Raw genomic sequence first — 22,889 nt, 5'->3', positions numbered from 1 at the left:
GGTCTCCTAAGTCGACTCCGTCACCGGTGCGGCGAACTGGGTGTTGTACAGCCGAGCGTAGGCCCCGTCGGCGGCCAGCAGGGTGGTGTGGTCGCCTTGTTCGACGATGCGGCCGTTCTCCATCACCAGGATGACGTCCGCGTCGCGGATGGTGGACAGCCGGTGCGCGATCACGAAACTGGTCCGCCCCTGCCGCAACGAGTTCATCGCCCGCTGCACCAGCACCTCGGTCCGGGTGTCCACCGAACTGGTGGCCTCGTCCAGGATCAGGATCGACGGCTCGGCCAGGAACGCGCGGGCCACGGTGATCAGCTGCCGTTCACCGGCGCTGAGGTTCGACCCGTCCTCGTCGAGCACGGTGTCGTACCCGTCCGGCAGGATCCGGCAGATGTGGTCCACGTGAGTGGCCTTGGCCGCCTCGATGATCTTCTCCCGGGTCGCGTCCTTCGCGCCGTAGGCGATGTTGTCCGCGATCGTGCCGCCGAACAGCCACGCGTCCTGCAGCACCATGCCGGTCCGGGCGCGCAGGCCCTCCCGGCTCATCGTCGAGATGTCCACGCCGTCCAGGGTGATCCGGCCGGAGTCGATCTCGTAGAACCGCATCAGCAGGTTCACCAGCGTGGTCTTGCCCGCGCCGGTCGGCCCGACGATGGCGACGGTCTGGCCCGGGTCCACGGTCAGCGTGAGGTTCTCGATCAGCGGCGCGTCCTCGACGTACCGGAACGACACGTTCTGGAACTCCACCCGGCCACGGACCGCCTCCGGCTGGGCCGGGTTCGCCGGGTCCGGTGACTGCTCCTCGGCGTCCAGCAACGCGAACACCCGCTCCGCCGACGCCACCCCGGACTGCAGCAGGTTCGCCATCGTGGCCACCTGGGTCAGCGGCTGGGTGAACTGCCGCGAGTACTGGATGAACGCCTGCAGGTCGCCGAGGGACAGCGAGCCGGACGCCACCCGCACCGCGCCGACCACGGCCACCAGCACGTAGTTGAGGTTCCCGATGAACATCATCGACGGCTGGATCAGGCCGGACACGAACTGCGCCCGGAAACCGGCTTCGTACAGGCCGTCGTTGTGCTTCTTGAAGGTCGCCGCGGCCTCGTCCTGCTGGCCGAAGGTCTTCACCAGCGCGTGTCCGGTGTAGACCTCCTCGATGTGGCCGTTGAGCCGGCCGGTGGTGGACCACTGCTTGATGAACTGCGGCTGGGCCCGTTTGCCGATCTTGGCCGAGATGTACACCATCACCGGCACGGTCACCAGCGCGATCACCGCCAGCAGCGGCGAGATCACGAACATCAGCACGAGCACGCCCAGCACCGAGAACAACGAGATGAGCAGCTGGCTCATGGTCTGCTGCAGCGACTGGGAGATGTTGTCGATGTCGTTGGTGACCCGGCTGAGCACCTCGCCGCGCGGCTGCTTGTCGAAGTACCGCAACGGCAGTCGCGCGAACTTCTCCTCCACCTGTTCGCGGAGGTGGAACACCGCGCGCTGCACCACGACAGTGGTCAGCTGGCCCTGCACGGCGGCGAACACCGTGCTCAGCAGGAACAGGCCGAGCGCGACAAGCAGCACGTGCCCGACCGCGGTGAAGTCGATGTGCTGCCCGGGAACGACGTCCATGGCGGCGAGCATGTCCGCCTTGGCGTTGTCGCCCTGCGCCCGCAGGCCGGCCACGATCTGGTCCTTGGGCAGGGGCGGCAGGTTCGGGCCGATGATGCCGGCGAAGATCAGGTCGGTGGCCTGGCCGAGCACCTTCGGCCCGACGACCGAGAACCCGACGCTGATCACGCCGAGCGCCAGCAACGACACCAGCATCAGCCGCTGCGGCTGGAGCAGCCGCAGCAGCCGGAGGCTGGATCCCTTGAAGTCCAGGGCCTTCTCGGCCTGGCCGCCGGCCATCATCCGGCCGGGGCCGAACGCCGGGCCACCACCCGCGCCGGCCCGGCGGGCGGGTGTCGCGCGTTCCCCCGGGGCGCTCACGCCGCCTCCTGCTCGGTCAGCTGGGACAGGACGATCTCCCGGTAGGTCTCGTTGGAGTCCATGAGTTCGCGGTGGGTGCCGGTGCCGACGACCCGGCCTTCGTCGAGGACGATGATGCGGTCGGCGTACCGGATGGTGTTCACGCGTTGCGCCACGACGACGACCGCCGCGTCCGACGTCTCGGCCGCGAGCGCGGCCCGCAGCCGGGCGTCGGTGGCCTGGTCGAGCGCTGAGAAGCAGTCGTCGAACAGGTAGACCGACGGCCGGTGCACGATCGCGCGGGCGATCGCGAGCCGCTGGCGCTGGCCGCCGGACACCGTGGTGCCGCCCTGGGCGATCGGCGTGTTCAGGCCTTCCGGCATCTTCTCCACGAAGTCACGGGCCTGCGCGATCTCCAGGGCCTGCCACAGGTCCTCGTCGGTCGCGTCCTGGTTGCCGTAGCGCAGGTTCGTCGCGACCGTGCCGCTGAACAGGTACGCCTTCTGCGGCACCAGGCCGATGGTCGTGGCCAGGTCCTTCGGGTCGATGTCGCGCACGTCCACGCCGTCGATCAGGACCGTGCCGTCGGTGACGTCGAACAGCCGGGCCACCAGGTTGATCAGGGTCGTCTTGCCGGCGCCGGTGCTGCCGATGATCGCCGTGGTCTGCCCTGGCCGGGCGGCCAGATTGACGTTGCACAGCACGGGTTCCTCGGCGCCGGGGTACGAGAACGCGACGTCGGTGAGGGTCACCTCGCCGCGCCGGGTGGGCAGCCCGACCGGCTGGATCGGCGGGGCCACGGTCGGCTCGGTGTCCAGCACCGCCATGATCCGCTCGGCGCAGACCTCGGCGCGCGGCAGCATCATGAACATGAACGTGGTCATCATGACCGACATCAGGATCTGCATGAGGTAGCTGAGGAACGCGGTGAGCGCGCCGATCTGCATCTGCTGGTCCTCGATGCGGATCGCGCCGAACCACAGCACCGCGACGCTGGCCACGTTCATCACCAGCATCACGGTGGGGAACATCAGCGCCATCAGCCGGCCGACCCGCAGCGACGTCTGCAGCAGGCCGTCGTTGGCGTCCTTGAACCGTTCCCGTTCGTGCGTGTCACGGACGAACGCGCGGATCACGCGGATGCCGGAGATCTGCTCACGCAGGATCCGGTTGATGCCGTCGATGCGGTCCTGCATCTGCCGGAACCACGGCCGCATCCGGCTCACGATCAGCGCGATCAGCACCCCGAGCACCGGCACGATGACCACCAGCAGCAGCGACAGCTTCGCGTCCTGGCGCAGCGCCAGCACGATCCCGCCGACGCACATGATCGGCGCCATCACCATCAGGGTGAACGTCATCAGCGCCAGCATCTGCACCTGCTGGACGTCGTTGGTGGTGCGCGTGATCAGCGACGGCGTGCCGAACTGGCCGACCTCGCGGGCCGAGAACGACTGGACCTTGTCGAAGACGCCGGCCCGGATGTCGCGGCCGAGCGCCGACGCCGTGCGCGCGGAGAAGTACACCGCGCCGGCGGCGCACACGATCTGGCCGAGCGTGACGGCGAGCATGACCCCGCCGATCCGCATGATGTACCCCGTGTCACCAGGCACGACGCCGTAGTCGATGATGTCGGCGTTCAACGTCGGCAGGTACAGTGCGGCCAACGTCTGCAACAACTGCAGCAGCACCACGATGGCTATCGGCCCGCGGTACGGTCGCAGCGAGCGTCCGATTAGTCGGAAAAGCACCGGTTTGTGCCTCTTTCAGCGATTTCGAGCCCCCGTTTTTCCTTCCCGACCTTACCGTCGCCCGCCAAACTGATTACGGACCGCTCCAAGACTGGTGGGATCAATAGACTGATCGAGTGAACAGCCCGTCACCTTTCACCGAAACGGCTCTGGCCGCCCGGACCGCGGCGTTCGAGGACCTCGCCGCGGCCGGCCCGGTCCAGCGGGTCACGCTCTTCACCGGCGTGCCGGTCTGGCTGGTCACCGGCTATGCCGAGGTGCGCCAGGTGCTCACGGACCCGGACGTGCGGAAGTCGCTGACCGAGTCACCGCACCGCGACCACGTGCCCGAATGGCTGCTCAAGGCGATGAACACGCACATGCTCGCGGTGAACCCGCCGCACCACACCCGACTGCGCAAGCTGGTCTCGGCGGCGTTCACCCGGCGCCGGGTGGAGGGGCTGGCGCCGCGGATCGACGAGATCAGCCGGACCCTGCTGGACGCCCTGCCGGCGGGCGCGCCGGTGGACTTGGTGGCGTCCTACAGCTATCCGCTGCCGATCACCGTGATCTCGGAACTGCTCGGCGTGCCGGTGAACCTGCGCGACGACTTCCGCCGGTACACCCAGATCGCCCTCTCCGGACCGGTGCACACACCGGAGAAGTACGTGACCGCGGCGAGCGACATGGTGGCGCTGATCCGGTCGCTGATCGAGCGCAAGCGCGCCGCGCCCACCGACGACCTGCTGTCCGGCCTGATCGAGGTGCACGACGGCGGGGACACGCTGTCCGAGGACGAACTGACCTCCATGGTGTTCCTGTTGGTGGCGGCCGGCCACGAGACCACGGTCAACCTGATCACGACCGCCACGTACACCCTGCTGAAGTTCCCCGACCAGCTGGCCAAGCTCCGCGCGGATCTCACCCTGGTCCCGCGCGCGGTCGAGGAGGTCCTCCGGTACGACGGCCCGGCCATGGTCACCGTTCCGGCGCAGACAGCCGGGGACGTGCACGTCGGCGGGACCACCATCCCGGCGGGCCAGATCGTCGTGCCGGTGGTGTGGACCGCCAACCACGACCCGGCCCGGTTCGAGGGCGCCACGGACTTCGACATCACCCGCGCGGACACATCGCACCTGGGTTTCGGCCACGGCATCCACCACTGTCTCGGCGCCCCGCTGGCCCGTCTGGAGGCCCAGGTCGCGCTCGGCCACCTGGTCACCCGGTTCCCCGCGCTGCGGCTGGCCGACCCGGACAACGACCCGGAGCGGAGCGTCAGCCTGCTGCTCAACGGCATGAGCCAGTTGATGGTCCGGATCGACTGAGGCCGTTACCGATCCTCGACGCCGCGGTCCAGGACCGGTTCGATGACGATCAGGCCTGTTCCTTCGCGATCGCCACGAACTCACGGATCAGCCCGTGGTCCTTGACGCCCCGGCTGGACTCGACGCCACTGGACACGTCCACACCCCACGGCCGGGCGCCGGCGATGGCCGCGGCCACGTTGTCCGGGGTCAGTCCGCCGGACAGCAACCACTTGCCCCGCGGCCGTTCCCGCGCCAGCAACCCGAGGTCCCACCGCTCCCCCGACCCGGGCATCGGCGAGTCCAGCAGCAGCATCTCCTCGCCGTACGCGCCGACAGCCAGCTCGGTGTCGTCCCGCAACGCCGTGGCCCGGATCAGCCGCATCCCCGTCAGCTCGGCGAACGCCTCCGGCGGGTAGTCCCCGTGTAGCTGGACAGCGTCCACCCCGGCCGCCAGCGCGATCTCCCCCGCCTCCGCCGCCGGCACCCACGCGAACACCCCGACGCTCAACACGTGCGACGGAACGGCGGCGACCAGCCGCTTGGCGACGTCGACCTCAACCCGGCGGGCACTTTCGGCGAAGATGAACCCCACCGCGTCCGCGCCCGCGTCGACCGCCGCGGCGACGTCACCTTCGGTCCGCAGGCCGCAGACTTTGACGAACATGCCGTCGACAGTAACGGGTACCGTGCGGTGCACCACCGCGACCAGGCCTGGGGGTCCTTCCGATGAGTCTCGACTTCCTGCTGACATCCCTGATCATCGTGATCACCCCGGGCGCCGGCGTGGTCTACACGATCGCGGCCGGCCTGCAACGAGGCGCCCGCGCGGGCATGATCGCCTCAGTGGGGTGCACGCTCGGCATCGTGCCGCACATGGTCGCGGCCATCACCGGCGCCGCGGCCCTGCTGCACACCAGCGCGGTCGCCTTCCAGACCCTGAAGTACGCCGGCATCGCCTACCTGCTCTACATGGCCTGGGCGACCTGGCGCGACAAGAGCGAACTCACTGTGGACAGGACGAACACCCAACCGCGCCCGGCCCTCAAGGTGATCGTCTCGGGCATCGTGATGAACCTGCTCAACCCGAAGCTGACCATCTTCTTCTTCGCGTTCCTGCCCCAGTTCGTCAGCACCGCCGCGCCGGGCGCGGTTCTCAAGATGATCGAACTGAGCGCGGTCTTCATGCTGATGACGTTCGTGGTGTTCGTCGGCTACGGCGCCTTCGCGGCCGCGATCCGCAACCACGTCATCTCCCGTCCCAAGATCGTCGCCTGGATGCGCCGCGTGTTCGCCGGTGCTTTCGTCGGCCTGGCCGGGTATCTGGTGGCGGACAGCTAGTCGACGGCCATCTCGCCCAGCAGGGACCAGTCGTCCTGGTCGAGTGTGGTGTTCACGATTCGCGGGGTTTCCGCGAGGTGGGGCGGCAGGGTCTGGCGGGCGTTCTTGAAGTGGTCGGACTGGACGTGGGCGGCGCCCGCGTCGCCGTCCCGGAACGCCTCGACGAGGACGTACTCGGTGGGGTCGTCGAGGCTGCGGGACCAGTCGAACCAGAGGCAGCCGGGTTCGGCGCGGGTGGCCTCGGTGAAGGAGCGGGAGATCTCGGGCCAGCGGTCGGCGTCTTCCGGGCGGATCCGGAACTTGGCCGTGATGAAGATCATCCACTCATCGTAGTGCGAGCCGGCGTGCGCCCAGCAGGGCCATCAGGCCGAGCAGGATCACCGCCGCGCTGTACACGACGGTCGTCGAGTGCAGGCCGAAGGACGTGGTGGCGAGGCCCGCGACGACGGCCGGGACGCTGAACGCGACGTACGAGATCGTGTAGGCGACGGCGAACAGTTCGCCTCGTTCGGCGGGCGCGGCGATCCGGGCCAGGGTGGCGAAGCTCGCCAACGCGGACGCCCCGAACCCGATTCCGGCCACGGCCGTCCCCAGAATCCCAAGGGCGACAACGCTGGAAAGCACGCCGACCAGCGTGACGGCCGTCCCCAGGGCCAACAGCGAAGCGCCGAACCGGAGCACGAAGTCCATGGGCCGCTTGCGAAGCGCGTACGCGGTCGCCGCGCCCGTTCCGCACAGCAAGGTGACGACGAGACCGCCGATGAGGTGGTTGGTGAGTCCGAACTCGACGGCCGCCACCGACGGTCCCAGCGACAGGTACAGGCCGCCCAGGGCCCAACTGGCCACCAGGATCGGCACCAGCGCGACGAGTTCGGCCCGCAGCCGGGGCGGCACGCCGAGCTTGGGTGTGAGCGACGCCAGGCCACCCGGTCGGCGGACGGAGGTCTCCGGCATGACCACCACGACCACTGCCGCAAGGACCATGCCGGCCAGCAGCAGCGCCCAGACGAAGTGGGTCGGCGCGGGCGCGTACTGCACGAGGGCGCCGCAGCCGAGCGCGCCTACGGCGAGGCCGCTAAGCGGCACCACGCCGTTGACGACTCCCGCTCGGCCAGGCGCGTGCGGTGGGTTGAGGTCGACGAGGGTCGCGCCGAGCGTGGTCATCGCTGTGCCGGTCGCGACGCCTTGGATCAAGCGTGCGATGAACAGGGTCGACACGTCTCCGGCGGTGACGAACAGGACGAGGGCGACGGCTTCCAACGCGATCGCGGCGCCGAGCACGGGTCGCCTGCCGACGTGGTCGGACAGTGCGCCGAGGACCAGCAGCGCGGCGATCAGGCCCAGCACGTACACCGCGAAGATCCCGGTCAGCGTAGTCGCCGAGAACCCCCATTTCTGCTGGTAGACGACGTACAACGGCGATGGGGCGCTGGAGGCCGCGGCGAACAGCACGAAAATCACGGCGACGGCCACGAACGACGTCGCGTGCGACAGCCGCCTGGTACGGGCGGTGACGGAAACCATGACGCTCCTCTAATGCAAAGATCAGTGCTTTAGCGACCCTACCCCTAACGCAACGATCAATGCGATAAGATGAACTATGCCCGTCACCACACGACCTGGCGGCCGGTCCGCCCGAGTCCGCGCCGCGGTCCACCGCGCCGTGCAGGACCTCGTGGCCGACGGCCAGCCCGAAGCGTTGACGTTGCCCGCGATCGCGGCGCGCGCGGGCGTCCACCCGACGACGCTGTACCGCCGCTGGGGGTCGCTGGCCGACCTGCTCGGCGAGGTCGCCACCAGCCGGTTCAGCGGTGACGTGGTCGTGCCGGACACCGGCTCGCTGCGCGGCGACCTGGCACGCTGGGCCAACGACGTGGCCACCGACCTGGCCGACCCGGACGTCGTCGCCCTGATGCGCGCGAACGTCGGGGCGGGACCAGGCGGCGGATACGTGTGCGTCTCGGACCGGCAGGAGCAACTCGCGGCGATGCTGGAACGTGAACAGTCCCGCGGCGGCAGGGTGCCGACCGTGGACCGCGCCGCCGACGCCCTGCTCGGCCCGCTGTACTACCGGGCGGTGTTCACCGGCGGCCCGACCGGCCCCGAGTGGGTCCGTGACCTGGTCGACGGTTTGCTGTGCCGCCAGTAGTGTGCCCCCATGAAAACGCGCTGGGTGTTCGCCGCTGTCGCTTCCGTGTTCGTCGGGCTTTTCACCGCCGCGCCCGCGCAGGCGTCACCAAGCCTGCCGATTGTGCGCTGTGACTTCACGCCGACGCCGGAGAACCCGGCGGCACGGCCGGTTCTGCGGCCGCTGCCGTTCGCGTTGACGGTCGGGACCGCGCGGGTCACGTTCCGCACCAACTACGGTCCGGTCGTCATCGAGCTGAACCGGGCCGGCGCGGCCCCGTGCGCCGTGCACAACATGCTGAGCCTTGTGGTCCAACGGTTCTACAACCACAGCCAGTGCTGGCGGCTGACCAACTCGGCCCGGCTGGGCGTGCTGCAGTGCGGGGACATCTTCGAGGTGGAGAAGGGCGGGCCGGGCTACAAGTTCCCGGACGAGGTCAGCGGCAAGGAGACGTACGAGCGCGGCACGTTCGCCATGGGCAACCAGGGTCCGGGCACGAACGGCAGCGAGTGGTTCATCGTGCACTCCTTCGCGCACATCCCGGCGAACTACTCGGTGATGGGCAAGGTGGTGCGCGGCATGGACGTGCTGGACCGGATCGTCGCGGCCGGCATCATCCCGAGCGAGCGCGGACCGCTCGACGGCGCGCCCGCGAAGCCGGTGAAGATCCTGAGCGCCTTCATAGGCTGAGGCGTTTGGGCACCGGGATCCGCATCAGGTCCTCGGCCACGATGATCTCGCCGTCGAACACCTCGGCGGCCTCGGCGTGGAACCGGGACGGATCCCGGTAACGCTGGGAGAAGTGCGTCAACACGAGCTGTCGGACGCCGCACTCGGCCGCCACCCGCGCGGCCTGTGCGGCGGTGAGGTGTCCGTGTGCGACGGCCAGTTCGGTGTCCTCGGCCAGGAACGTCGACTCGATCACGAGCACGTCCACACCGTCGGCGAGGGCGAACACGCCGTCGCACAGCCGGGTGTCCATGACGAACGCGAACTTCTGCCCGCGCCGCACCACGCTCACGTCCGCCACTCGCACGTCCCCCAGGACGCCTTCGCGCAGCAGCGTTCCCACGTCCGGCCCGGCGATGCCGAACTCGCGGAGGCGTTCCTGGATCATCTGCCGACCGTCCGGCTCGACCAGCCGGTACCCGACCGCGTCGATCCCGTGGTCCAACGCGCGCGCTTCGAGCACGCCGAACGTGCCGGTGGCGACCGGACCGTCCGCGGACACGGGTTCCTGGCGGATCGTCGCCGTCTCGTAGAACGAGGACGCGTTGCGCAGCCGCTCGAAGAACTGTTGGCCGGAGGCCGGGTAGTGGGCGGCGACAGGGTGTCGCACGCGGTCGAGCGACAGGCGCTGCACGATGCCGGGCAGGCCAAGGCAGTGGTCGCCGTGGAAGTGGGTGACGCAGATCCGGGTGATGTCGGTGGCCGCCACCCCGGCCAGCAGCATCTGCCGCTGGGTGCCCTCGCCGGGGTCGAACAGGATCCCTTCCTGGTCCCAGCGCAGCAGGTACCCGTTGTGGTTGCGGTGCCGGGTGGGCACCTGGCTCGCGGTCCCCAGGACCACCAGTTCACGAAGTGACACAGGGTGACTCTAGAGAGACCGCAGCGTGCGGGCCACGTCTGGATCCCGGTTCGCGGTCACCGTCACCATCGCCACGAGCTGGTCCACCAACCAGTCCTCGAGTTCGTCGCGTGGGAGATCGCGTTCCTGCAGCCAGGTCAGCGTCGTGCCCTCCACGACCGCGGTCCAGCAGTTCAACGTCAGCAACGCGAGCGGCGACGGCTCGGTGACGCCGGTCCGTGTGAGGATCTCGGCGACGGCGTGCCGGCGGACGTCGTCCACCACCGCGCCCGTCTCGGCCGTCGCGACCACTGAACCGCCGCGCAGCAGGGCGATGAACGCGGCCGAGTGGGCCTCGGCGAACGCGATGAACTCGCCGATCAGGGACCGCAGCTGGGCCAGTAGCGGCCCCTCGGCCGGGGCGGCGAACTTGGCGATCAGCCCGTCCGCGGCGAACCGCAGCGCGGCCACGTAGATCTCGCTCGGGCCGGAGAAGTAGCGGTAGAACAACGGCCGGGACACGTCCGCGGCCGCCACGATGTCGTCGACCGACACCTGCTCGTAGGGACGCTGGCCGTACAGCGAGATGGCGGCTTCCAGTAGCTGTCGGCGCCGTTGCTCCGGCGTCATCCGGCGTGCGGTCCTCACCTGGGTCATCTTCACAGGTCCAGCACCAGGGTGCCGGTTGACCGGGACACGCAGATGGCCATCGAGTGCCGGCGTTCGTCGTCGGTGAGCACGCTGTCGTGATGCTGGACGTCACCACCGAGCAGCCCGACCCGGCACGTGCCGCAGAAGCCCTGCCGGCACGAGTACGCCACCGACGGGATCGCGTCCCGGATGACGTCCAGCGCGGACCGGTCGGCCGGGATGTCCAGGGTGCGTCCGCTGCGGCGGAGTTCGACCGTGAACGGCTTGCCGTCGCGGATCGGCGGCGGGGAGAACCGCTCGTAGTGCAGGCCCGAGGCGCGGTCGACGCGGACGCTCGCGATCATCGGCGGCGGGCCGCAGCAGTAGACCCGGGTGTCCGGCACAGCGTCGGTGAGCAGTTCCGCGCCGCTGACCGGGACGCCGAACTCGGTGTCCGGCCGGATCCACACCCGGTCGGCGTCGAGGTCGGCGATCTCGTCCAGGAACGGCATGGAATCCCGCGATCGTCCACAGTAGACGAGGTGCCAGTCGGCGCCGCGCGCGGCGGCCAGCCGGACCATCGGCAGGATCGGCGTGATCCCGATACCGCCGGCGACGAACAGGTACCGGGGCGCCCTGATGAACGGGAACGCGTTGCGCGGCCCGCGAATCCGGACCTCGTCCCCGACCGCGAGCCGGTGCACCTCCTGCGAGCCCGTGCCCAGCCGGCGGACCGCGATCCGGTACGTGAACGGGTCGCCTGGGTCGCCGCACAGCGAGTACTGCCGGACAGTGCCGGACGGCAGTTCCAGGTCGACGTGGCAGCCGGGCTGCCAGGTCGGCAGCGGCGAGGTGTCCGGGGCGGACAGGTGCAGGCTCACCACGTCCGTGGCCTGCGGAACGACCCGGCGGACAACCAGCGCGCACTTTCGGTCGTTCACCGGCCGGACGACCGGTTCGAGGGCGAAGCGGCCCATCACGACCTCGAACCCGGCCAGTGCCTTGGCGAACACGCGCCAGCTCCGGTCCAGGCGACGCCGGCCGTACAGGTCGGGCGGCAGGGTCATCAGCCGGCCGCCAACGCCGCGGGTGACGTGGCCAGGTAGGCGACGGCCTGGCTGGTCGACCCTTCCTGCGACGGATGGTACTTCCGCGAGAAGTACGCGACCGTCGACCGCGCGAGCCGCTTCGGGCTCGGCACGATGCCGGCCTTGCCGGCCCGGAAGAAGTCCCGCCAGCGCGCTTTCGCCGCGACGCGCGGGTCGTTGGCCATCAGGAACCGCACACCCCGGGTCCACTGCCACATCAGGAACGGCACCGCGATGGCCATCGCGACCACGCGGGTGCCGTACCGGCCGTTGATGTGCATGAACAGATCGAACGCTACGGAGCGGTGCTCCACTTCCTCGGCACCGTGCCAGCGCAGCAGGTCGAGCATGGTGGGATCGGCGCCGGCCTCGTCCAGGGCCGTCGAGTCGAGCACCCACTGGCCGAGGAACGCGGTCATGTGCTCGACCGCGGCGATCACCGCCAGCCGCGCCACCAGCCAGTCGTAGCCGCCGTCCGGGCGGTTCAGCCGATGCCGGAACAGCCACTCGAGTTGGTGCACGTACGGCCCCGGGTCGAGCCCCTGGCGCTCCAAGTGGTCCTGCGCGCCCTGATGGGCGGACGCGTGCATGGCCTCCTGGCCGATGAACCCGACGACCTCCTCCCGCAGCCGGTCGTCGGTGATCAGCGGCAGCGCCTCCTTGAAGACCTCGACGAACCAGCGTTCGCCCTCGGGCAGCAAGAGGTGCATCACGTTGAAGACGTGCGTGGCGAACGGCTCGCCGGGAATCCAGTGCGGCGGCAGCTCGGCCCAGTCGAACCGCACGTCACGCGGGCGAAGCACCAGGTTCTCGGGCTCATCACGCATGTCGACCTCCGCATGAAGAGACACAGGGACTCTCATCTTGATATATGCACTGTCATGATAGACAAAGTGTCAACAGCTGTCGCGCCCTGATCGGCAATAGGCTTCGATCATGGTCACACGCATCCGTAACATCGTTCTGGACACCCGAAAGCCCCTTGAGCTGGCCGAGTTCTGGGCCGCGGTGCTCGGCGGCACGATCTCCGTCAACGACGATACGTGGGTGGTGGTCACCGACCCCGCCGGTCGACGGCTGGTCTGCCAGCTCGCCCCGGACCACGAGCCGCCGGCGTTCCCCGACCCCAAAGGCTCCCAGCAGGTCCATCTCGACCTGGACGTGGACGACATCGACGAGGTCGAACGTCAGGTGCTGGCCCTGGGCGCCACCCGGGTGACCGCGCCACACGTGGAGACCGACTTCCGGGTGTTCCGCGACCCGGCCGGCCACCCTTTCTGTCTGATCGTCCCTGCGGTATAATTTCGACGAGGCCAAGCGTAGGCTATTTCAAGCCTACAATTTTCCAGCATTTCCGAGTACCTTTTCGGGCGATTTCCGCCGCCCTTTGGTGCGATTCGGCCAATTGTCGACGATGTCTGGCCATACTCGGCGACATGACACCGACATACGTTCTCGTCCACGGATCGACCTCGAATTCCCGCTCCTGGGCGCCGATGCAACGGGAATTGGCGTTCCGCGGGCACCGGTCGCTCGCGGTCGACCTGCCGGGTCGCGGCGCCGGCTTCTCCGCCGCCTACTACCAGCAGAATCTGGCGGTGTTCGCGGCGGAGCCGTCGCCGACGGCGGACATCACGGCCGCCGACACCATCGGCCATGTCGTGGACACGATCCGGCGGGTTCGCGAACACGGACCGGTGATCCTGGTCGGCCACAGCCTCGGCGGGATGGCGATTTCCGGTGCCGGCAACGAAATCCCGGAGCTGATCGACCGAATCGTCTACATCGCGGCCATCGTCCCGGTCCGACCGGCGACCGAATACCTGCCCGAATACCTGAAAGGCGGTTTCCTGCCGGCCGTCGCCCCGCTGCACGTCGGCGACCCGGCCAAGCAGGGCCACGTGCGGGTGAACTGGCGGGGCGCGACGCCGGACGTGCTCTTCGCACTGAAGGCGGTCGTCAATCCCGAGGCGTCCGACGCGGGCTGGCTGGCCACCATGGCCGGCAACCAGCCGGACGAGACGCTCGGCCAGTGGGACCCCGGCTACGGCACGGTCGGCGCGGACACCTGGGGCCGGATCCCCCGCACGTTCCTGAAAACCGTCGACGACAAGGCATGCCCGCCCGCGGTCCAGGACATGTTCATCGAGGAGGGCGACGCGCTCACGCCGGACAACCCGTGGGATGTGCGTCCGATCCGGAGCAGCCACGGGGGCTTCCTGACCAACAGCACCGAGGTCGCCGACATCCTCGCCGGCCTGGGCGTGTGACCACGGTCACATTCGCCTGAGGCGTGGCGGCCGGTATTCCGGCTGCTACGTCTCAGGCATGAACTTCGCCGCCATCATCACAGCCATCGCCCTGATCATTGTGGTGCGTTCGGGTCCGGCGCGTCGGTCAACGTGGGCCGTTGAGCGCCGGGCAGGTCCGGCACCTGGCCGTTCGCCGGTGGGTTGGCCATCTTCTCCAGGGCGTCGAGCACTTGCTCCGGGTCCTTCAGCACGGTCTGGTTCCGCCCCAGGAAGGCCATTTCCCGCGGCGTCAGGTTCCGTACCACGAGTCGTTGGCCCACTTTGATCAGGAACAGCGAGCCGACCTGGATGCACGCGTCGGACTGCTTGTCCAGCGCACCGATCAGGCGAGCCACCGCCTCGGCTTGTTTGGCGTCGATGTCGGCCTGCGGCTGGTCGAGCAGCCTGGCTTGCAGGGCGCGTTCGACCCGGGCGGTCACCTCCCCCGCCTCCGTGGCGGTGACATGCCGCCTGAACCGGCCGAGCCGCAGACCCAGCCACGAGCCCACAATGGCCGGCTTGCTCTCGGTGATGTCGATACCGGCCTCGTCGAGCAGATCCAGCACAGCGGCCTCGACCGCTTCGGCATCGACATCGGACGCGAGGTAGATCGAGACCGGGACGGCACGGAGGATCGCCGCGGCCGGATCGCCGTCCCCCGACAAGGTCAGGACGATGTGCGCCTGGCCGTTGATGTTCTGCCGGTATGCGGCGTCGAGCTCGACCGGTGCCGGATCCGGCCGTTTCGCTGGAACCGCGGACGCGAGCATTTCCCGGATCCGGGTCAGCGGCAGGGCCTGGAGTACCGCGTTCAGGGAACCTTCCGCCACCCGGTACGGGACCTGGATGTCGGCGGCCTGGCTGAGCGCCCGTTCCAGCACGACTTCGTTCGTGCCGAGCAGCTCCATCAGCACCTTCGCCTCGATGGCCTCGAGTTCCCGGCGTTCCTCGTCCACCTTCGCCTGCTGTTGCTCGATATCCACGCGGACTCGCGCGTTCGCTCGCTGCGCTTCCAGCTCCTGGAGCCGGGCCGCCGCCAGCTCGACTCGTTCCCGCTGGACAGCGATCTGGCGACGGATCATGTTGAACTCGGGCTCGTCGGCGGTGAACTCCAACAACGTCGTGGTGCGGGCGACAATCCCCAGCGACGCCAGCGACGCCTGTATCTCAGCCGCCAGGTCCAGGCGGATGTAGTCGTAGTCACGGATGAAGTCCCGAAAGGTGAAGGACGCCGAAACCCGCCGGAAATGGGCGTCGACGGTCGTGCCCAGCACCTGGGCGGCGAACCGCTGGATCGGGAGGGCCGGGTCGTTTCCGACACCGAACCGCTTGACCAGCCCGGGCGCCGCCGCCACCGGAATCTGCAGGGTCTGCAGCATGTCGAACCTGATGACATGCCCCTGCACGTCGATCACGATCTGGTCGAGACCGAAATCGAAGCTGTCGGCCGACTTGGTCGCCCTCGACCATTCGAAGATCAGCTCCCGGATGGGTACCAGCACCACCCGCGCGAACCAGGGGTTGATCGCGTATCGGCCACCTTCGGCCAGAGTTTCCCGCTGGACCCCGAGCTCGCCACCTGCCTCGAGGAACACCCAGGGCCGCTGGAAACTCTCGTGCCCGGCCACCCGTTCTCCCGGCATGGTGGCGTCGGCCGGGATGACTCCCAGGTGGGTGATCACGACGCCGGTCATGCCGACCGGGATCTCGACCTCGCGCAGATCGTCCGCGGTCAGGCCCACCTGTTCCATCGCGTGGGTCGTGAGCACGGTGATCACGTCGAACAGAGCGGGATTGATCGCGTAGAGCCCGCCGGTGAGCACCGCCAGCTGGCGCCCTTGCTCGCCACCCTCGCTCAGAAACCGCGTCCCGTCCCGGAAATGATCACAGTCGACGTGCCGGGCCATCGACTGCCCGGGAGGCAGCACCGCTCCCGCTCGCGCCACCACCAGTCCGATGGTCCCGCTCGGCACCCGAACCATCGGGAAGTACCGGACAAGGAACAAAACGCTGGGCCGCCACCACACCGTGTCCGGTGGCAATATCGCTGCCTGTGGCCCGGCCGAACCCGGGCGGCTCATCAGTGGATCGTCATCCTGGCGCCGAGGCCCGAATCGCTTGACGACGACGCCGACCATGTCAGGCGGGACAGACCGGATCCCCGTGCCCACCACAAGTGCGACGGCGGCGAGAACGATCAGCACGATCCCCCACCACACCATGTCGGCCACCTCGCTCGGCTGCTCGAACGGACGGCGCTCATAGTTGCCCCCTCCGGAGCACATCGGTACCGCCGCCCAGGGGCCTCAGGAATGGCCCTGCGCCAGGTAGACGGCCGATGATCTTTTTCCCGCACGTGTGTGTTCGCCGCTATCGTGGGCCGATCTGGGTGGCACAGAACGCACAGGGGGACGCCATGACTGATCCAATCCTGCTGACAATGGCCGCTGCGCTGGCCGGCGACGTGCAGGTCGGCGACGATGCCGCGTGGGCGGCGTTGTCGGACATCGTCGATACGAAGCCACAAATCGCCGCTGCCCTCGCTGAAGTGCGCGAACAGCGGAGTTCGGCGGAATCGATCGACTCGCTCGCCCAACGGCTACAGGAGGCGTCCACGGACGATGCCGACTTCGCCGGCCGGTTGTCGGACGCCTGGACGACGGCCGCCCGAGGGCCCCGGGTGGAGGAGCGGGGCAACTTCGTGGTCGGACCTGGGCCAATCGCCAACCTGGTCCAGGCCAATGAGATCACCGGTCTGACCCTTGGCCGAGACACGGAGCCAACCAGTTGGCTCGGGCGCTTTCGCCGAGGCTCCCCCGACCCGAAGTAGCGTCAGGACGCTCTTAGGAGTGGTCCAGCGCCAAATAGAGATCGACCCGGTCGGGGAACCGGGTGAGGTCGCGGCCGGTCAGCTCGGAGATCCGGCTTATCCGGTACCGCAACGTGTTCACGTGCACGTGCAGGGCCGCCGCCGTCTGCGCCCACGACCCCGAGTGCTCCAGGAACACCCGCAACGTCCGCAGAAGCTCCGACTTGTGGGCATGGTCGTAGGCGATCAACGGTCCCAGCACCCGGGCCCGGAACGACCGGCGGAGTTCGTCCGGGACAGCCGCGAGCAGCAAGAGGTGCGACGCGACCTCGTCGCCCACCACCACGGCGGTCCGCGCCGCCGACAACTCCGCCAACTTCCGCGCGTGCCGCGCCTCCTGCATGGCTGTCCGCAGGCTTGTCTCGTCCGCGCACTGGCTCATTCCCAAGGAGATCTCGGGCGACAGGATCCGGAGCGTCTCCTTGATCTCCCCCACCACCGCCGCCGGGTCGGGGATGCCGATCAGGCCGTGCACCTCGCCGCCCACCTCGGCCGTGAACGCGGGTCCGGGGAACGCCGCCAGGAGGTCCTTGACCACGGCCAACGACGCCCCGCCCGCGGACAGGACCACGACCGGCGGCGTCAGGTCCGTGGCCGCGAGCCGGGAGGTGATGTCCGCCTGGGTGGCGTCCTCGGACAGCAGGACGCGCAGCAAGGGCACGGCGGCGCGGCTTTCGATCCGGCGTGCTTCGTCCAGCCGGGACCGTTCCAGCCCCACCAAGGTCGCGAACTCGGCCGCCACGGCCTGCTGGTCCACGTCCCAGTGCCGGTGGTCGCCGTCGACCACCAGGTACCAGCCCCGGCTGAAGAACACCGAGTGCCGGGACACCACGATCGGCAGCCGGTCCGCCCGCAGCACCCGGCGCACCACGGCCGTCCGCAGGTCCGCCGGCAGCGCCGGCCCGGCGAGCACCCGCCCGGCCGCGGTGAGTACCCAGCACGACGCGTCCAGTTCCGCGGCGCCCGCGGCCACCAGGTCGGCCAGTCCGCCGCCGGACGTCACCGCCGCGACCAGGCGGCGATGCCGGTCCACACCCCGGGCCGACGCCAGCGCGAGGATCACCCACTCGCTGACGGTCGCGAACGACACGTCCACCGAGACCGACAACAACGGCACGCCATGGCGCCGGCAGGCAGCCACCACGTGGTCCGGGACCGGTCCGCCGCCCGCCTCGGCCGTCCCCGCGACCAGCGCCGTCACTCCCGCCGCGGCCAGGGCGGACACGAATCCGTCCGAGTCGTCCGGACCGCGCCACCACTCCATGCCGCTCAGCACCAGCTCGCCGCCGGTCAGGTAGCGACTGGGGTCCCGCAGCGTCGCGGTGAGCACCCGGGAAACGGTGCGGTCCAGCGCCTCGGCACCGACAAGGAGGGTCAGGCCGAGATCCGCGGTCTCTAACAGTGTTCGAAGGCGCACTGGGTCCCACCGTAGACCAGGTGTGTTTGGAGGAATCTACAAAATCCCCGGCCGGGTGAACATCGGGTTTCATCGATTTCGTCGCTGGTTCAGCCCGGTGACCCGGCTGTTTACTGCATCACATCCGCCGAAGTGAGGAGAACCGATGGCGATCGTGCTCGGGGCGAACCGGTACGGAAAGGCCGAGACCCGTCTCGTCCGCGTCGACCGGGACGGCGACATGCACCGGCTCGTCGACCTGAACGTCAGCACCGCCCTGTCCGGCGACATGGCCGACACGCACCTGACCGGGGCGAACGACAAGGTTCTCGCCACCGACACGCAGAAGAACACCGTGCTGGCGTTCGCCCGGGACGGCGTCGGCCAGATCGAGGACTTCGGGCTGCGGCTGGCCCGGCGGTTCGTCGACACGCAGGACGCCATCCACCACGCCAGGGTCGACATCGAGCAGTACCCGTGGACACGGCACGGCCCGCACTCGTTCAGCCGGTCCGGCGAGGGCACCCGGCTCGCGGTCGTCAAGTACGACGGCACGGACACCCAGATCACCGGCGGGATCAAGGACCTCACGGTCCTCAACACCACGGACTCCGAGTTCTGGGGCTTCCCGCGCGAGGAGTACACCACGCTCCCCGAGACCAAGGACCGCATTCTGGCCACCGCCGTCACCGCGAAGTGGAAGTTCAACGGCGAAGCGGACTGGGGCCGAGCGTACGAGACCGCGCGGGACAGTCTGCTGGAGGCGTTCGTGGACACGTACAGCTATTCGTTGCAGCAGACGCTGTACGCGATGGGTGAACGCGTGCTGAAGGCCGTGCCGGAGATCAAGGAGGTCCGGTTGAGCCTGCCGAACAAGCACCACTACCTCTGCGACCTGTCGCCGTTCGGACTGGACAACCCCGGCGAGGTGTTCCAGGTCGGTGACCGGCCGTACGGGCTGATCCAGGGCACTGTCGTGCGGGAGGACTGAGTGGACGTCATCAGCCCGGACACGTTCGCCGAGGCGCTCGACGCCAAGGCCGCCACCCCCGAGGCCGTGCCGATCGCGGGCGGCACGGACGTGATGGTGGAACTCAACTTCGACCGTCGTCGGCCGCACACCCTGCTCAACCTCAACCGGATCGCCGACCTGCACGACCACTCCGAAGTGGACGGTCGGATCAGGATCGGCGCGAGCATGCCGTACACCCGGATCATCGCGGACCTCGGCGACCGGCTGCCCGGCCTGGCGATGGCGTCGCGGACCGTGGGCTCGCCGCAGATCCGCAACCGGGGCAGTGTCGGCGGCAACCTCGGCGCCTCCTCCCCCGCCGGCGACGCGCACCCGGCGCTGCTCGCGGCCGATGCGGAGATCGAGATCGCGTCGGTCAGAGGTACCCGGATGGTCGCCGTACGCGACTTCTACACCGGGGTGAAACGCAACGTGCTCCAGCCGGACGAGCTGATCGCGGCGATCCACGTCCAACCGGCGACCGGGCCGCAACAGTTCAGCAAGGTCGGCACGCGCAACGCGATGGTGATCGCGGTATGTTCGTTCGCGATCGCACTGCACCCGCTGTCACGCCGCGTCGGCACTGGTTTCGGCTCCGCGGCAACGACTCCACGCCGCGCGTACGACGCCGAGGACTTCCTGGGCACCGAGCTGCCGTGGGGCGCGCCGGCGCCACTGAAGGACTCATTGGTGCGGCACTTCGGGCAACTGGTGGCGGACGCGGCGTCGCCGATCGATGATGTTCGGGGCAGTGCTGCCTATCGCAAGCACGCGCTGTCGGTGATGGCCCGGCGCGCGTTGGGGTGGGCGTGGAACGACTACAGGAGGTCATCACAGTGCGCGTGAACGTGACGGTCAACGGCGAGCAGCGTCAGGCCGACGACGTGTGGGCCGGTGAGAGCCTGCTGTACATGCTGCGCGAGCGCCTCGGCCTGCCGGGCTCGAAGAACGCCTGCGAACAGGGCGAATGCGGATCATGCACGGTGTACCTGGACGGTGTGCCGGTGTGTTCGTGCCTGGTCGCGGCCCCGCAGACCGAGGGACGCGAGGTCCGCACGGTCGAAGGCCTGGCCGACGGCGACGAGCTCGATCCGGTGCAGCAGGCGTTCGTCGAGCGCGGGGCCGTGCAGTGCGGCTTCTGCACCCCGGGGCTGATCGTGGCCGCGCACGACCTGATCGAGCGGGTCGAGAAGCCGAGCGACGCGCAGATCCGGGAGGCACTGGCCGGAAACCTGTGCCGGTGCACGGGGTACGAGAAGATCCTGGACGCCGTCCGGCTCGCGGCGGACCGCAAGGCTGGCCCGGTATGAGTGCCCCGGCCCGGTCGCCGCAGGACCTCAAGGACAGCATCGCCGGCGGGATCGGGGACAGTCCACTTCGGCCCGACGGGGTGCTCAAGGTCCGTGGCGAGTACGCGTACTCGTCGGACCTGTGGCTGGAGAACATGCTGTGGGGCGTGACCCTGCGCAGCCCGCACCCGTACGCGAGGGTCGTGTCGGTGGACTACGCGGAAGCGCTTGCGCATCCCGGGGTGTACGCCATCCTGACCTACAAGGACGTGCCCGGCGAGAACGTCTACGGCCTGAAGTACCAGGACACTCCGGTGTTGGCCGAGGATGTCGTGCGCTACCAGGGCGAACCCGTGGCGATCCTGGCCGCGGACCACCCGGAGACGGCCCGGCGGGCACGGCAGAAGATCAAGGTCGCCTACGACGTCCTCGAACCCGTCGTCGACCCGGAGCGCGCGGCGCACGACGACTCGCTGCCGAAGCTGCACCCGGACGGGAACTTGGTGCGGCACCAGCGAATCCTCAAGGGCGACCCGGACGCGACCGCGCCGGTGGTGGTCTCCGGCGTGTACGAGATCGGCATGCAGGACCAGGCTTTCCTCGGTCCGGAGTCCGGCCTGGCGGTTCCCGAGGAGGACGGCGGCGTCCACCTGTACCTGGCGACCCAGTGGTTGCACGTGGACCAGCGGCAGACCGCGAAGGCGCTGGGCCTGCCGCTGGAGAAGGTGAAGCTGACCCTGTCCGGCGTGGGCGGCGCGTTCGGCGGCCGGGAGGACCTGTCGATGCAGATCCACGCGTGCATGCTGGCGTTGCGCACGAACCGGCCGGTGAAGATGGTGTACGACCGGGAAGAGTCGTTCTTCGGACACGTCCACCGGCACCCGGCGAAGATGTACTACGAGCACGGCGCAGCCGAGGACGGCACGCTCATCTACGTGCGCGCCCGGCTGTACTTCGACGGGGGCGCGTACGCGTCGAAGACGCCGGTCGTGGTGGGCAACGGGACGACGTTGAGCGTGGGCCCGTACAACGTGCCGAACGCCAAGATCGAAGGCTGGGGTGTCTACACCAACAACCCGACCTGCGGCGCGATGCGCGGGCTGGGCGCCGTGCAGCCGACGTACGCCTACGAGTCCCAAATGGACAAACTGGCCACCGCGCTGCGGATGGACCCGGCGGAACTGCGGATCCACAACGCGCTGAGCGAGGGTTCGACGGTGGTCACCGGCCAGGTGGTCGATTTTCCGGCCCCGGTGGCGGATCTTGTGCGGCGTGTTCGAGACATCCCACTGCCGCCGGCCAGTACCAACCAGGACATCTTGCAACTGCCTGGCGGGGCGTCGAACACGACCCACGGCGAGGGTGTGGTCCGAGGCGTCGGCTACGGCGTGACCATCAAGAACATCTCGTACGCCGAGGGACTCGACGACTACTCGACCGCCCGGGTGACCTTGCAGAACATCGGCATGGAGCCGACCGCGACCGTGTACACCGCGGCCGCCGAGGTCGGCCAGGGCCTGGTGACGGTCGTCCAGCAGATCGCCCGCACCGAGCTCGGGGTCGAGCGGGTGGTGGTGCGGACCGCGGACACCGACATCGGCGACGCCGGCTCCAGCTCGGCCTCACGGCAGACGTACATCACCGGCGGCGCGGTGCGAAACGCTTGCGTGGCGGTGCGGGAACAGTTGCTGGCCAAGGCGGTCGACGTGCTCGGCTACGCGGTCGACGAGGTCTCACTCGGCGCGATGGTGTACGTGCTGGGCCATGACGTGATCGAGGAGACGCGGGAATACCACCACCGCAGGACGTATCCGCTGGACCCGGCGACCGGCCAGGGCAACGCCCATGTGCAGTACGGGTTCTCCGCGCACCGGGCGGTCGTCGACGTGGACCTGGACCTCGGCCTGGTGAAGGTCGTCCAGCTGGACTGCGCGCAGGACGTCGGCAAGGCCATCAACCCGGACGCGGTCGTCGGCCAGATCCACGGCGGCTCCGCGCAGGGCCTCGGGCTGGCGGTGATGGAGGAGATCCAGGTGACGAACGGGAAAGTGCGGAACCCGTCGTTCACCGACTACCTGATCCCGACCATCCTGGACATGCCGCCGATGACCGTGGACGTCATCGAACACGGCGACCCGCACGCCCCCTACGGCGTGCGTGGCGTGGGTGAGCCGCCGACGATCTCGTCGACGCCGGCCATCGCCAACGCGATCCGCGCCGCCACCGGACTGGAACTGCCCCGGGTGCCCATCCGCCCCGAACACATCACAGGAACGTGACCG

The 22,889-nt window shown here is 69.1% G+C and carries 22 protein-coding genes; 11 read left to right on the top strand and 11 right to left on the bottom strand.

Annotated features, from left to right (window positions below):
- Nucleotides 1–6: 6 nt before the first annotated feature.
- Both EV192_RS38660 and EV192_RS38655 read right to left on the bottom strand, forming a co-directional pair.
- Complete coding sequence (locus EV192_RS38660) at nt 7–1,902, bottom strand: ABC transporter ATP-binding protein (RefSeq protein WP_132123764.1); 1,896 nt, start codon at nt 1,900–1,902, stop codon at nt 7–9.
- A gap of 77 nt (nt 1,903–1,979) precedes the next feature.
- Entirely contained in the window at nt 1,980–3,713 is a 1,734-nt protein-coding gene (locus EV192_RS38655; RefSeq protein WP_165960852.1) for an ABC transporter ATP-binding protein, read from the bottom strand.
- A gap of 116 nt (nt 3,714–3,829) precedes the next feature.
- Here EV192_RS38655 and EV192_RS38650 point away from each other — a divergent pair, with 116 nt between their 5' ends.
- Complete coding sequence (locus EV192_RS38650; RefSeq protein WP_132123596.1) at nt 3,830–5,017, top strand: cytochrome P450 family protein; 1,188 nt, start codon at nt 3,830–3,832, stop codon at nt 5,015–5,017.
- A 49-nt stretch (nt 5,018–5,066) separates the two neighbouring features.
- On the opposite strand, the gene EV192_RS38645 is transcribed toward EV192_RS38650, so the two are convergent.
- The gene (locus EV192_RS38645; protein WP_132123595.1) at nt 5,067–5,663 is read right to left on the bottom strand and encodes a phosphoribosylanthranilate isomerase; all 597 of its coding nucleotides are present in this window, start codon (nt 5,661–5,663) and stop codon (nt 5,067–5,069) included.
- 62 nt (nt 5,664–5,725) lie between these two features.
- Here EV192_RS38645 and EV192_RS38640 point away from each other — a divergent pair, with 62 nt between their 5' ends.
- On the top strand, nt 5,726–6,337 hold the full coding sequence (locus EV192_RS38640; protein WP_132123594.1) for a LysE family translocator: 612 nt from the start codon (nt 5,726–5,728) through the stop codon (nt 6,335–6,337).
- Here EV192_RS38640 and EV192_RS38635 read toward each other — a convergent pair.
- Both EV192_RS38635 and EV192_RS38630 read right to left on the bottom strand, forming a co-directional pair.
- Nucleotides 6,334–6,657 carry a putative quinol monooxygenase gene (locus EV192_RS38635; RefSeq protein WP_132123593.1) on the bottom strand — a complete coding sequence of 108 codons (324 nt, stop codon included), beginning with the start codon at nt 6,655–6,657 and terminating at the stop codon, nt 6,334–6,336. The genes EV192_RS38640 and EV192_RS38635 overlap by 4 nt on opposite strands.
- Nucleotides 6,658–6,661: 4 nt before the next feature.
- On the bottom strand, nt 6,662–7,861 hold the full coding sequence (locus EV192_RS38630; RefSeq protein ID WP_132123592.1) for an MFS transporter: 1,200 nt from the start codon (nt 7,859–7,861) through the stop codon (nt 6,662–6,664).
- 76 nt (nt 7,862–7,937) lie between these two features.
- Here EV192_RS38630 and EV192_RS38625 point away from each other — a divergent pair, with 76 nt between their 5' ends.
- Nucleotides 7,938–8,486, top strand: coding sequence for a TetR/AcrR family transcriptional regulator (locus tag EV192_RS38625; protein ID WP_132123591.1), 549 nt, complete (start codon nt 7,938–7,940; stop codon nt 8,484–8,486).
- A gap of 9 nt (nt 8,487–8,495) precedes the next feature.
- Nucleotides 8,496–9,155 (top strand): peptidylprolyl isomerase, encoded by a 660-nt coding sequence (locus EV192_RS38620; protein ID WP_132123590.1) that lies wholly within the window; start codon nt 8,496–8,498, stop codon nt 9,153–9,155.
- Here the strand turns inward: EV192_RS38620 and EV192_RS38615 are convergent.
- From EV192_RS38615 to EV192_RS38600, 4 genes are read right to left on the bottom strand one after another with little or no spacing between them, the layout of a single operon-like run.
- Nucleotides 9,145–10,053: a ribonuclease Z gene (locus EV192_RS38615; protein ID WP_132123589.1), complete on the bottom strand. Its 909-nt coding sequence runs from the start codon at nt 10,051–10,053 to the stop codon at nt 9,145–9,147. The genes EV192_RS38620 and EV192_RS38615 overlap by 11 nt on opposite strands.
- 9 nt (nt 10,054–10,062) lie before the next feature.
- Nucleotides 10,063–10,680 carry a TetR/AcrR family transcriptional regulator gene (locus EV192_RS38610; RefSeq protein ID WP_341770958.1) on the bottom strand — a complete coding sequence of 206 codons (618 nt, stop codon included), beginning with the start codon at nt 10,678–10,680 and terminating at the stop codon, nt 10,063–10,065.
- Nucleotides 10,681–10,691: 11 nt separating this feature from the next.
- Complete coding sequence (locus EV192_RS38605; RefSeq protein WP_132123588.1) at nt 10,692–11,729, bottom strand: PDR/VanB family oxidoreductase; 1,038 nt, start codon at nt 11,727–11,729, stop codon at nt 10,692–10,694.
- Nucleotides 11,729–12,577: a metal-dependent hydrolase gene (locus EV192_RS38600; protein ID WP_132123587.1), complete on the bottom strand. Its 849-nt coding sequence runs from the start codon at nt 12,575–12,577 to the stop codon at nt 11,729–11,731. The genes EV192_RS38605 and EV192_RS38600 overlap by 1 nt, the downstream gene beginning before the upstream one ends.
- Before the next feature lie 109 nt (nt 12,578–12,686).
- On the opposite strand from EV192_RS38600, the gene EV192_RS38595 reads away from it, so the two are divergent.
- Nucleotides 12,687–13,052, top strand: a complete 366-nt coding sequence (locus tag EV192_RS38595) for a VOC family protein (RefSeq protein WP_132123586.1) — start codon at nt 12,687–12,689, stop codon at nt 13,050–13,052.
- Nucleotides 13,053–13,186: 134 nt separating this feature from the next.
- Nucleotides 13,187–14,020, top strand: coding sequence for an alpha/beta fold hydrolase (locus EV192_RS38590; RefSeq protein ID WP_132123585.1), 834 nt, complete (start codon nt 13,187–13,189; stop codon nt 14,018–14,020).
- Nucleotides 14,021–14,115: 95 nt separating this feature from the next.
- Here the strand turns inward: EV192_RS38590 and EV192_RS38585 are convergent, their stop codons facing one another.
- Nucleotides 14,116–16,326 carry an SPFH domain-containing protein gene (locus EV192_RS38585; protein ID WP_132123584.1) on the bottom strand — a complete coding sequence of 737 codons (2,211 nt, stop codon included), beginning with the start codon at nt 16,324–16,326 and terminating at the stop codon, nt 14,116–14,118.
- Nucleotides 16,327–16,457: 131 nt separating this feature from the next.
- On the opposite strand from EV192_RS38585, the gene EV192_RS38580 reads away from it, so the two are divergent.
- Complete coding sequence (locus EV192_RS38580) at nt 16,458–16,871, top strand: hypothetical protein (protein WP_132123583.1); 414 nt, start codon at nt 16,458–16,460, stop codon at nt 16,869–16,871.
- Nucleotides 16,872–16,884: 13 nt separating this feature from the next.
- On the opposite strand, the gene EV192_RS38575 is transcribed toward EV192_RS38580, so the two are convergent.
- Nucleotides 16,885–18,327 carry a PucR family transcriptional regulator gene (locus EV192_RS38575; protein WP_132123582.1) on the bottom strand — a complete coding sequence of 481 codons (1,443 nt, stop codon included), beginning with the start codon at nt 18,325–18,327 and terminating at the stop codon, nt 16,885–16,887.
- A gap of 145 nt (nt 18,328–18,472) precedes the next feature.
- Between EV192_RS38575 and pucL the strand changes: the two genes are divergently transcribed.
- Genes pucL through pucD form a run of 4 tightly spaced genes read left to right on the top strand, consistent with a single transcriptional unit; the run spans nt 18,473 to nt 22,886 of the window.
- A complete protein-coding gene (gene pucL / locus EV192_RS38570) occupies nt 18,473–19,297 on the top strand; it encodes a factor-independent urate hydroxylase (protein WP_132123581.1) in 825 nt (274 codons plus the stop codon).
- Nucleotides 19,298–20,164, top strand: coding sequence for an FAD binding domain-containing protein (locus EV192_RS38565; protein ID WP_132123580.1), 867 nt, complete (start codon nt 19,298–19,300; stop codon nt 20,162–20,164). It begins immediately after the preceding gene.
- Nucleotides 20,155–20,628 (top strand): (2Fe-2S)-binding protein, encoded by a 474-nt coding sequence (locus EV192_RS38560; protein ID WP_132123761.1) that lies wholly within the window; start codon nt 20,155–20,157, stop codon nt 20,626–20,628. Before EV192_RS38565 ends, EV192_RS38560 begins: the two co-directional genes overlap by 10 nt.
- Complete coding sequence (gene pucD / locus EV192_RS38555) at nt 20,625–22,886, top strand: xanthine dehydrogenase subunit D (RefSeq protein ID WP_132123579.1); 2,262 nt, start codon at nt 20,625–20,627, stop codon at nt 22,884–22,886. Before EV192_RS38560 ends, pucD begins: the two co-directional genes overlap by 4 nt.
- The last annotated feature ends 3 nt before the right edge of the window (nt 22,887–22,889 follow it).

The organism is Actinocrispum wychmicini, from assembly GCF_004345645.1.
In the GTDB taxonomy this organism is placed as follows: Bacteria; Actinomycetota; Actinomycetes; order Mycobacteriales; family Pseudonocardiaceae; genus Kibdelosporangium; species Kibdelosporangium wychmicini.
This window is presented reverse-complemented; position numbering and strand designations above follow the sequence as displayed.